The organism is Nostoc sp. MS1 (genome assembly GCF_019976755.1).
GTDB lineage: Bacteria > Cyanobacteriota > Cyanobacteriia > Cyanobacteriales > Nostocaceae > Trichormus.
Window position 1 is genome coordinate 4843254 of record NZ_AP023441.1, and the last position, 12427, is coordinate 4855680.

The 12427-nt window shown below is 41.6% G+C and carries 6 protein-coding genes and 1 pseudogene; all 7 read right to left on the reverse strand.

The annotated features are described in order from the left end of the window. Positions 1-3: 3 nt before the first annotated feature. Positions 4-3147: an efflux RND transporter permease subunit gene (locus tag NSMS1_RS20980; protein ID WP_224086682.1), complete on the reverse strand. Its 3144-nt coding sequence runs from the start codon at positions 3145-3147 to the stop codon at positions 4-6. Positions 3148-3361: 214 nt separating this feature from the next. Continuing rightward, positions 3362-3670, reverse strand: coding sequence for a hypothetical protein (locus NSMS1_RS20985; RefSeq protein ID WP_224086683.1), 309 nt, complete (start codon positions 3668-3670; stop codon positions 3362-3364). A gap of 328 nt (positions 3671-3998) precedes the next feature. Next, positions 3999-7145, reverse strand: a complete 3147-nt coding sequence (locus tag NSMS1_RS20990) for an efflux RND transporter permease subunit (RefSeq protein WP_224086684.1) — start codon at positions 7143-7145, stop codon at positions 3999-4001. Continuing rightward, positions 7142-8749 (reverse strand): efflux RND transporter periplasmic adaptor subunit, encoded by a 1608-nt coding sequence (locus NSMS1_RS20995; protein WP_224086685.1) that lies wholly within the window; start codon positions 8747-8749, stop codon positions 7142-7144. The genes NSMS1_RS20990 and NSMS1_RS20995 overlap by 4 nt, the downstream gene beginning before the upstream one ends. A 175-nt stretch (positions 8750-8924) precedes the next feature. Next, positions 8925-10208 (reverse strand): S41 family peptidase, encoded by a 1284-nt coding sequence (locus tag NSMS1_RS21000; RefSeq protein ID WP_411908640.1) that lies wholly within the window; start codon positions 10206-10208, stop codon positions 8925-8927. A gap of 293 nt (positions 10209-10501) precedes the next feature. After that, on the reverse strand, positions 10502-10873 hold the full coding sequence (locus NSMS1_RS21005; RefSeq protein WP_224086687.1) for a hypothetical protein: 372 nt from the start codon (positions 10871-10873) through the stop codon (positions 10502-10504). Between the two features lie 842 nt (positions 10874-11715). Then, positions 11716-12186 (reverse strand): annotated as a pseudogene (locus NSMS1_RS21010) (filamentous hemagglutinin N-terminal domain-containing protein); the annotation flags it as partial. Positions 12187-12427 lie beyond the last annotated feature (241 nt).

A 12427-nucleotide genomic window follows, 5' to 3' on the forward strand; every position in this document is an offset into this window, starting at 1 on the left:
ACCTCAACTTCTCCTACTTTCCCATTGTTTTCTAGAGAAGGAATATTTTTGAGTTGAAAGACTCCTGCGCCATGCTTCCATGTAAGTATAGATTACAGGAGTTAAATAAAGTGTCAGAACTTGCGAAAACAACAATCCACCAACAATAGCAATACCTAAAGGACGACGGGCTTCTGAACCAGAACCCGTTCCTAAAGCAATCGGTAATGTGCCAATTAATGCTGCCATTGTTGTCATCATAATTGGACGAAAGCGGACTAAACAAGCTTCGTAAATAGCATCAAAGGGGCTTTTTCCTTCATTCCTGCGCTTTTCGATTGCGAAATCTACAAGCATGATGCCATTTTTCTTGACGATGCCCACCAGCAAAATCATACCGATAAAGGAGTAGAGATTTAACTCCACCTGAAAAATGTACAGCGTCAGTAACGCACCAAAACCCGCCGAGGGTAAACCAGAAAGAATTGTGATGGGGTGAATAAAATCTTCGTAGAGAATGCCAAGTATTAAATAAATTACCAGAATAGATATTAGCAATAGCCAGCCTAAATCATTGAAGGACTGATTGAAAACCTGAGCAGAACCTTGAAAGCTGGGTGTAATTGTTGCAGGTAAAATCTCCCGTGCAACTTGCTTTATTGCTTCCGTCGCCTGACTTAAAGATACTCCTGGTAAGGTATCAAAGGAAATAGTTGCGGAAGGGAGTTGAGCAAGGTGAGTGACAGTGAGGGGGCCGACTGTTTGCGTGATATTAGCGATCGCACCGAGAGGAACTATTTGTCCATTAGGCGATCGGATATATAATTTGCCTAAAGCTGTAGGGTCGCGTTGATACTCTGGTTTCAGCTCTAAAATGACGTAAAACTGATCGTTCTGGGTATAAATTGTAGAAACCTGACTGGAACCGTAGGCATAACTAAGAGTTTTCTCAACTTGTTGAGCTGTAATTCCCAAAGTTGCGGCTTTCGCATGGTCAACCTGCACCTGTAGTTGGGGAGTGCTGAGTTGCAAATCACTATCAACACCCCGCAATCCTGGTATAGTTCTGACTTTATCTAACAATTTGGGTACATATTGGCGCAGGTCTTGGAGATTTAAACTCTGCAAAGTAAATTGATATTGGGAGTTAGTTTGTTGTCCACCAATAGGAATGGCAGCCGGAGCGCGGATAAAAGCTTGAATACCCGGTATGCGTCGTAACTTGGGCGTGAGTTCGGCTATAATCTGCTCTGCGCTGAGTTGACGTTGCTCACGGGGCTTTAAGCGGATAGTAATTCGTCCTGAATTGACGGAAGCATTGGGGCCACTCGCACCCACAGTTGAGTTAATAGCGTCAATATTGGGATCTTTGCGGATGATCTCGACTATTTTTTGTTGATGAAGCAACATATCATTAAAAGAAATATCCTGCGCTGCTTTCGTGTTTACCATTAGTTGTCCGGTGTCTTCAGTAGGAATGAAGCCTTTAGGAACAAGAGTGAATAAATAGAAAGTGAGTAATAGCAGCAAGCCAGAACTAATCAAAGTCATCAAGTGGTATTTCAAAACAATTTTCAGCGTCGACTCATAACCCCGCAGTAGTAAATCAAAGCCGTTCTCAGAAAATTTATACAAACGAGACAGAAACGTTTTGCGGGTTCTTGATTCTTGGTGGAATGAACGCAGAAAACGGCTGCATAACATCGGTGTGAGGCTCAGAGAAACAAAGCCAGAAATGAGAATTGCCACGCTAATAGTAATGGCAAATTCATGAAATAGCCTGCCGATTAACCCACCCATGAAGATGATAGGGATGAACACTGCTACTAGGGAAAGTGTCATCGAGATAATTGTGAAGCCGACCTCCTGGGAACCCTTCAATGCAGCAGCTAATGGTGCTTCGCCCATTTCTAGATAACGGACGATATTTTCTAACACGACGATCGCATCGTCAACCACAAAGCCGACAGAAAGCGTCAACGCCATCAAAGAAAGATTATCTAGGGAAAAACCCAATAAATACATCGCCGCAAAAGTGCCGATAATAGCCACAGGTAAAGCTAAACTGGGAATGATTGTGGCTGGCAAATCACGCAGAAACAAGAAGATTACCAAAACTACCAAGCCAACCGATAGCAATAAACTAAATTTGACATCGGCAATAGATGCGCGAATCGATTGGGAGCGATCGTAGAGAATACCCATTTCAATCGATTGTGGAACTTGTTGGCGCAAGGTGGGCAGAAGTTTTTTGACTGCATCGACAATTTCCACCGTATTCGCGCCTGGTTGTGGTTGCACAGCCAAAACCACAGCCGGACGATTGGAGACTTGGCGATCGCTGTAGCGGTTGGAGACTTTATTATTTTGTGTATCATCAATTACTTGCCCCAAATCTTCGAGCCGCACCACTGCCCCATTTTGATTAGTCACAATCAGTTGACGATAAGCAGCCGCATCCGTTAGTTGCCCATTGGCATCAATCAAATAGTTTTTATACTTGTCTGAAAGGCTACCTGTAGGTAGTTTGACATTTCCCGCCGTAATTGCAGCTCTTACCTGGTCGAGTCCAATGCCTCTGGAAGCGACGGCTTGCGGATCGATTTGCACCCGCACGGCATATTGCTTCTGTCCATAAACCTGTACTTGGGAAACGCCATTCAAGGACGAAATGGGCTGACCGATTGTCACTTCTGCATATTCGTCTACCGTAGAAATGGGTAGGGTTTCTGAATAGAGGTATAAAAATATTATTGGTGAAACTGAAGGATTGAGCTTACGATAAGTAGGCGGTTTGGGCATTCCTGCGGGTAATTGTCCAGCCGCCGCAGAAATGGCTGCTTGTACATCTTTAGCGGCTGAAGCGACAGTGCGGCTAAAGTCGAATTGTAAGGAAATATTGGTGCTACCAGTGGAGCTAGTAGAGTTAAAAGAATTGAGTCCCGCTATTTCTGTGAATTGTCTTTCTAAAGGTGCTGCTACCGACGAGGCCATTGTTTCCGGTGTTGCGCCAGGAAGACTAGCAGAAACACTAATAAAAGGATATTCAACACTGGGTAAGGCGCTAATGGGTAGAAGGGTATAACTCATCAGACCAAAAATGACGATACCCATCATTACCAGAGTGGTCATAACTGGACGACGGATAAAGATTTCTGATATGTTCATGAGTTCTTTCTCCCAATCAACATTTGATACCAATTCAAAATTCGTCTTGGAAAGTTTGCTCAACGGGGGAACCCCCGCACGCAACTTTCCGCAAAATTCAAAAAATCAGATATTACAAAGGTTTCATGGTTGGTATCTGTTGCTGAATTTTAGAGAATTGGTATAAGGAGAGTATTACTACTCTCCTCATTTAATAAGAGCAAAAATTTAACAATTAGCGGTCATAAGCTCGGCGTTCACGCAATTCACGGAAGCGGCGCTCACGGGCTTGGCGTTCACGCAATTCACGGAAACGGCGCTCACGGGCTTGACGTTCACGCAATTCACGGAAGCGTTGCTCGCGGGCTTGGCGTTCACGTAATTCATGGAAGCGTTGCTCGCGGGCTTCGCGTCTATCAAAAGCAACACGATTAAAATTATCATGCCGATATTGAACTTCAGCCGCATTAGCATTGTACGAAAATGCTGTTATTGATGCTGCTGCTAATATACCGCCAAGTAATATTGATTTAAATCTATTCACATATCCTCCAATTAGCCTATATTATTTAATTTGGCTGTTATTAATTTAGTTGGTGTATCTATGAATACGCCCGTGAGAAAGGTCATATTCAAACAATTACTTTTGTCACTAATTTCCTAATTTCTAACTATAGAAAGAGGTATAGCTTTTCTTACCCCAGGAAGGTACACGTAGGAATAATTGAACGCAGATGAATTTTTACCTCAGCAGAAGAGGAAACGCTATATTAATATTAATTATTACCATTAGTTAATTTTAATTTCTTACTTTTAAATTTTCCTGGCTGTAGGTTGAATATTGTCAACTTAAGTATCTTTCTAACTCTTAACTATTGACTCACTAACTTTGATTTTTTTCCCTGAAAACGCAGTTCTTTCCGCCACGCTTCTATGTATATATAGAATACAGGCGTTAAATACAAAGTTAAAATCTGCGAGAAAATCAACCCGCCCACAACTGCAATACCCAAAGGACGACGAGATTCAGAACCAGCACCAAATCCTAAAGCTATGGGTAAAGTTCCCATCAATGCCGCCATAGTTGTCATCATAATTGGCCGAAATCTGACTAAACAGGCTTGATATATTGCCTGTGCTGGTCTTTTTCCGGCTTCGCGTTGGGCTTCAATCGCAAAGTCCACCATCATAATTCCATTCTTTTTGACAATACCAACCAATAACATAATGCCAATGAAAGAATAAACATTGAGTTCCACATTGAATAACATTAAGGTGAGTAAAGCCCCGAATCCGGCTGAGGGTAAACCCGAAAGAATTGTTAAGGGATGGATAAAATCTTCGTAGAGAATACCCAGAATTAAATATATTACTAAAATAGCAATTAATAGTAATAGCAATAAACCGGGCAATGAACTTTGAAATACCTGACTTGCACCCTGAAAACTTGTGCTAATGCTATCAGGAATTACTTGATTTATGATTTTATTGATTTTCTCATTGGCTGTACCTAATGCTACACCCGGCGCAAGATTATAAGAAATGGTTGCCGCATTCATCCGCCCCGCATGATTGACCATTAATGGTGCTATGCCTTGCTCAATCGTGGCTATGGTTTTTAAGGGAACTGGTTGTCCAGTGCTGGAATTAATATATAAACTCAGTAGAGAATTAGTATCTTGCTGATACTCAGGTTCTAATTCTAGAATTACCTGATATTCATTACTAGCAGCATAAATTGTAGATACTTGATAACTACCGTAGGCATTTCTTAAAGTGTTCTCAATTTGCTGGGCGGTAATATTATGTATGCTAGCTTTATCCCGGTTAATGTTGATTTTCACCTGGGAGGTCATTTGTAAATCGCTGTTGACATCCTGGAGTTCTGGTAGTGCTTTTAGCTGTTCTACCAGTTGCGGTACATATTGTTGTAAGGCTTGGACATCAGTACTAGAAAGCGCCAGTTGATATAGCCCCGTGCTTTGCTGCGTGCCAATGGGAATTGCTGGGGGATTTTGTAAAAATACTTGGATACCGGGAACCTTAGCAAGTTGCGATCGCAAATTCTGCACTATCTCTTCGGCACTATCTGAACGTTGATTCCGTGGTTTCAAGCGAATAAACAAGCTACCAGTATTATCTGCTACCGCCGCCGAGCTACCACTAGCACTAGAACCAGGGCCGATATTCGAGTTGACTGCATCCACATCAGGGTTTTGTCTAATTAAATTAGCTACCGTCTGCTGGTGACTGACTAAGTTATCAAAGGAAGCATCCTCAGCAGCTTGGGTAATTCCGGTAATGCGTCCCGTATCTTCGCTAGGAATAAAGCCTTTGGGTACTACTACAAATAACCCAATAGTTACTACCAACATCACAGCCGATAAAATCATCGTTGTTCGGTGAAATTTGAGAGCTTTTCTCAAACTCCAATCGTACAAACTCAGAAACCAATCAAATACAGCTTCGGAAGATTGATATAACCGTTCTAGCCAAGAGGATGAAGAAGTATTTACCCCACTTTTTCCTTTGTCATGATTTATGGGGCGGAGAAACCGACTACATAACATTGGTGTCAGACTCAAAGACACAAAACCAGATACCAGAATAGAAACGGCGATCGTCACGGCAAATTCATGAAATAATCGTCCTAATAAATCACCCATGAACAACATGGGAATAAAGACTGCAACCAAAGAAAGGGTCATGGAAAGAATGGTAAAGCCGATTTCTTTTGAGCCATTCAACGCAGCTTCTAGGGGAGATTCACCCATTTCTAAATGACGGACGATATTTTCTAACATAACGATCGCATCATCCACCACAAACCCCACCGACAAGGTTAATGCCATCAGTGATAAGTTATCTAGAGAGTAGTTGAGCTGGTGCATGACTGCAAACGTACCAATCAGCGAAACAGGTAACGCCAAACTGGGTATAACCGTTGCTGAAAGGTTGCGTAAGAACAGGAAAATTACCAACACTACTAAACCAATTGTCAAAACCAGTGTAAATTGCACATCTGCAACTGACTCTCTAATTGACTGAGCAGCATCATAGAGAATCCCAACTTCTACAGAAGCGGGAATTTGGCTTTGTAACTGGGGCAGCAATTTTTTCATCGTATCGACAACCTGCACTGTATTCGTTCCTGGTTGCCTTTGAATACTGATAATAATGGCGCGGGTATCGTTATACCAACTGGCTACTTTAGTATTTTCTACACTATCAATTACTCGCCCTAGCTGTTCCAAGTAGACTGGTGCGCCATTTTTATAAGCCACAATCAGTTGGCGATAAGCAGCCGCGTCTCGCAGTTGTCCGTTAGTTTGAACTGTAAAGTTTTTATGCTCCCCGGAAAGGCTACCAGTAGGTAGGTTGACATTTCCCTGTTGTATGGCAGTTTGTACCTGATCTAAGCTTATTTGCCGCACCGCTAATGCTTGGGGATCGAGTTGAATCCGCGCCGCATACTTTTGGGAACCGTAAACCTGTACCTGCGCTACACCACTAATTGTAGATAGCTTCTGTGCTAAATAGGTTTGGGCATAGTTATCTACTTGGGAAAGGGGTAAGGTAGGAGATTTGAGGTAAAGGTAGAGAATTGGTTGATCGGCGGGGTTGACTTTGCTATAGGTAGGCGGATTTGGTAAATCATTGGGAATTTGTCCTGATACAGAAGCGATCGCAGCTTCTACATCTTGAGCAGCATCGTCAATATCCCTACTTAAATCAAATTGGAGAGTAATTTGAGTTTTGCCAAAGGTGCTGGTAGAGTTGAGGGAATCGAGTCCGGCAATACTAGAAAACTGTTTTTCTAGAGGTCTAGCGACTGAGGAAGCCATTGTTTCGGGATTAGCCCCTGGTCTAGCTGCACTCACCTGAATTGTCGGATAATCAACGCTTGGCAAATCACTGATGGGTAAGGAGCGATAACTCATCAAACCAAAAATTAAAATGCCTGCCATCACCAAAGTTGTCATAATGGGACGGCGGATAAATATTTCAGAAATATTCATGAGTCACCTCCTGCTGACTGGCGGCGGTGTCTTTGCGGTTGTGCAGAGTTGCCCATATCATTACCGCTACCTAAATTACCAGCCGTTCTCGCACGGATTTTACTACCAGTCACCAGATTTGCTTGCCCATCGGTAACGACTTTATCCCCTGGTTGCACTCCTTTTTCAATCACATCTAAACCATCAATGGTGCTGCTGACTGTGACTGGGGTGTTTTGTACTGTCATATCTGGCTTGACAACAAACACAAATTGTCCGTCTGGGCCATTTTGTACTGCTTGGGCTGGGACGACGGTGGCATTTGCTATCTGGGTGAGGGTCAGCGTTGCGTTGACAAATTGACCAGGAAACAAGCGTCCGTCAGCATTATCAAAAGTACCGATTAGCTGAATTGTCCCTGTAGAATTGTCAACTGTATTATTGATAAAAGTTAAAATACCGGGTATAGAATTATTCTTGTCGGGAAAAGTAACATCAACTTTCAACTTGCCATTTGATACATACTTTTGTACCTGGGGGAGATTGTCTTCCGGGATAGAAAAGGAAACTTGAATCGGATGAATTTTGACGATAGTTACGAGGGGATTTGTACTATTCGCCTGCACCACATTACCCAAATCCACCAGGATATTACCAGCACGACCATCTATAGGCGAGTAAATCTTAGTATAGGATGATTGGACTTTGACATTATCCAATGCACCTTGGTCACTACTTTTGACAGACTGTGCATTCTGGATAGCTGCTTGATCGCCCTTAAGCACTGCTTGAGCATTAGCGATCGCCACTATATCGCCTTTCACAACTTGTTGGGCATTTTCAATGGCTACTTTATCACCTTGCACTACTGCTTGAGCATTAGCGATCGCTTCTTTATCTGCTTGTAGTGTCGCCCCAGATGCTTGACTATTTGTAGAGTATTGTTGAGCTTGATCCTGGCTAATAGCACCTTCTTTGTATAGTTGATTGTAGCGATCGCTCTGTGCCTGAGCGTATTTTGCTTGGGCTGCATCTTTGGCTAAATTTGCCTGAGCCTGCCTGACTGCCCCTTGGTCTTTAGCTAAGGTGGACTTGGCTTGTTCTATCGCTCCTTGGTCTTTAGCTAAGGTAGCTCTAGCTTGTTCTACTGCTCCTTGGTCTTTAGTTAAGGTAGCTCTGGCTTGTTCTATTTGTGCTTCGTCTTTGGATACTACGCCTGCGGCTTGTTGGATAGTAGCATTTTGGATGCGGTCATCAAGAGTAAATAAAAGCTGTCCTTTTTTAACGTTTTGACCTTTCTGGAAATAAACACCGATAATCCGCCCACTGGCTTGGGGTGTAATTGATACTGTAGAGCCAGATTGCACATTACCAATCGCCTGTATTTGTACGGGTACTGTTTTTTGTGTAGCCTGTGCTAATGTCACTGGCGTTATTTGGTTCCTACCGCCATATTTGCTAGCTTTGTCTGGCTTTGCAGCACCCGCATGGATACTAAAAAAACCCATCCCTGCCAGAAATATCAACCCTAAAACAGTCAAAATCGTCCGTTTTTTTGGGCGAGGTAACTGTGGTTCTGGTTCCACAATATCCGTGAAACTCTTGTCATCAATACCCTGGCTCATCAGCACCTCCAAATTATTTTTTAGCAATCCACTTTAAATATGGTTGGGTATATCTGCACTCCTAGAAGCTGTTATCTTGGCGGAAATAATTATTCTGCTTTCTGTTTTGATTCCTGAAATCATTTGTGTAGATAGGCAGGGAACAGGGAACATTCCCTCCTGCCTCCTGCTCTACTTACCGCCCACGCTCTAAACCAACATGATTGGTACTTCCTGTACGAATCAATTGACTGAGATTATTGATAGCAGTGGCATATTGGGGATCTGCTAATGTGTTGAGGGAGTGATTTTCTACTAATGCTTTCTGTTGCGCCTGGGTTAAGCTGACGGTAATATCTGGATTAATACCCACATGATTAATATCTCGACCTTTGGGTGTGTAATATTTGGCTACAGTTAGTTTGAGTCCAGAGCCATCTTCTAAAGGCTGTACAGATTGAACCAAACCCTTACCAAAAGTGCGAGTTCCCACCAAAGTAGCGCGCTTATCATCTTGCAGCGCACCAGCTAGAATTTCGCTGGCACTGGCAGATCCTTGATCAACAAGTACAACTAAAGGTTTGTCAGTCAGGCGATGTCCCGTTGCATTGTAGCTTTGCTTAATTTGGTCACGATTGACTAAAGAAACGATCGCATCTTTATCTAACCACATACTGGCAATATCCAAACTGGCATCTAGCAACCCACCCGGATCGGAGCGCAAATCTAATACATAACCTTGTACTGATTGTTGCTCTAGAGCCTGAATTGCTTGCCGCATCTTCATGGCTGAGTTTTCTGTAAATTCTGATAAACGGATATAACCAATTTTGGCGGCGGAAGTTGTGTCAACCTTAGAAGTTACAGGATTAAGAGTAATTTTAGCGCGTGTCAATTGAAAAGTTTTAACTTGTTCACCTCGTTGAATTGTTAGTGATACCTTAGTTCCGGCTGGCCCAAGAATCCGCTTGACAGCATCATCTATTTTCATTCCTTTAGTTGATTGATTATCGATGCGGATAATGACATCGTTCGGTAAGATACCTGCTTTAGAAGCTGGCGTTGCTTCTATGGGTGCAACCACAGTTAAGGCTTTGGTTTTTTCATTTTCTGCCAGTTCTAAGCCGACACCGTTGAGAGTACCAGAAAGATCGTTACTAAGTGACTTAAATTCTTCAGGGTCGTAAAACTCGGTGTAGCGATCGCCTAATTTCGCTACCATTTCTTTAATTTTTGTGTATGCCTGCTGTTTAGAAGTATATTCCTGTCCCAAATACTGCTTGTGAATTGCTTGCCAATCTTGATGATTAAAGCTGCCATCAACATAATCTTGATTGACGATTTGCCACACTTCATCCACCAGTTTTTGTGGACTATATCTTGCTTGCCCTAATACTTTTCCCCCGTAGAGACTACTTCCTGCTACGAATACTGTTAGTAAAGCAAGTTTTATTTTAGCGCTCAATTTTGGCGATAGCATACTTTAAAGGCTAGGTCTAGGTTTACAAATAATCAAGCATAACATGACTGAAACCCATCTAAGAAAATGCGCTCATAGTGAGTACTAAGTTGGCATTTTTCCATAACTATTTGTTAAGCTTATTGTAATTCTCCTTTGCAAAATTGCTAATCAACAGTTGTCATAAAAACTAGATTTAGATAACAAAAAAACACTAGGAATTATTTTTTAGTTATACCAATTTGAAAAAAGAAGGTGGCAGATACACATTCCTCAAGTCTTGTTCTGTATGGATTCTTAATTTTGCATTGGTATTACCTTTGACGTTGAGTATAGTTGCTTTTCAAAATACTCTGTATTTTAGTCTTTTGTTCGTCACTCAGATTCAGACTATACAAAGCCTTACGCATTCTTTCGCCCTGTTGCAATTTCTCTTGTAACTGTTTTACCTGATCTGGTGTTAGTACCGCTTCAATTTGTTTGCGGACTTCTTCCCGTCTCTGCGTGCTAGCCACTCTATCTGTTTGAGAAGAATTTGCTTCGGGTACGCTAGTTTGAGAGGCATCTGTTCCCGATGTTTCTGTAGTAGATGCGTCCGATGATTTAGGACTAGAACAACTAGTTATTCCACCCAGCAATATAGTTGATAAAAGAATTGTGACTATAGTCAGATGTTTTTTCATCATTTTTGTGTGTTTGATTACAATCAGTTGTTGCTTTTTCTCTAATTAAAAAATTATTTTTTAACACCTCAAAGTAACTAAGAGTGAAAAAGCTATACATCAGTTGATTTTAAAGATAACGATAAATTAAAACATCAACTAAACCTCCTATCTTAACTAGGAAAAAAGTCACTGTATTACCATGACTTTTTTCCTAGTACTAAATTAAGTTCCATTGAACAATTAGATAAATTGTTACCAATGCCCAAACCCTGCAAGCTGTGGCGTTAATCGTGGGGGGTGAACCAACACACAGGCGATCGCCAAAAATCCTCAGACAAAAAACAATTAGACCCCACTGCAAAATCTCAAATTTCCTCAGCACTGAGTCCGTAACTATAAGTATTTAACTTATACATTTCTTATAGAATTTGATGGATTGAGAATTGCCACTAAAATCTGCATTAGTTCTTGTAAATCTGTGGGAATGCAATATAGTATTAAATCCTGATAAATTTACTAAGTATTTAGTTAGGATTTGTTTGTAAAATTTTGCAGCTAGCAGTTTTGTACCAAGAAGTCTGAGGGGTTAACTTGGGTGCGTTTGCTGTAAGTACTATATTGCCCCTACTATCAATAACCCAACCCTGCGCTTCTACAATTGGCGTAGGTTTAAAGCTCATCACATTAATAGGAACTCTTACATCAGAGTGTTGATCAACTTTTGGGTTAATAGTAATTAAATCTACCTGTACTGCATCAGTGTTGAGAGCTTCGCCGGGGTTAGGTGGTAAGCCGCCGCGACCAGTAATACTAAATTGGCAGCTTGAGATTGATTAACAAACAATCTGACTGGGTATTTCAGTGAATCCTAAACCAATTGGTACACTGCTGGTCAATAAAGGTGAGGGTGAGTTAGTGGCTCTAAAGTTTGTACCATCAGCAAACTTTAAAATATTTGCTGTACTTGCTAAGAATGAACCTTTGATATCTAATCGAGCATTCTTACCAAAGATAATTCCATGAGGATTAATCAAAAACAGATTAGCTGTACCATTGGTACGAATCAACCCATCAATATTAGAGACTGAGCCACCAGTTACTCGACTGAAAATATTTTGAACATCAACAGCATTATTAAAGGAAGCGCTCCCATCAATAGGGACAGAAAACTCGTTAAAGCTGTGAAACAAGTTTCTACCTGCTTGCGTTCCGCCAGTGATATTGAAATTGTTATCCTCCCTCGTAACGTTCGAGTTATTGGGTAAAGTGTTATCGGGGGTAATTTGAGCGATCGCATAGTTCATCGTACCAAAGCTGATACCTATGGTGGTCATGAAAACGCCCCAACAAGTAACACTCAAACTGAACATTGCAAGTCTCTAAAAATAGCAACAAGTTCAGTTAAGCACAAATGATGTTATTAACAATCTACTTCTTAACAACAAGTCATAGCCTTGTGACGCTATAGCAATTTTTAAGTAAGTGAGATACAGAGTTATTCTTTTTAAACACAGAGACAAGTATAAGCACCGAAAGCCAGTGGGAGAAGCTACGCGAACGGTAGGAGCGCGGAGT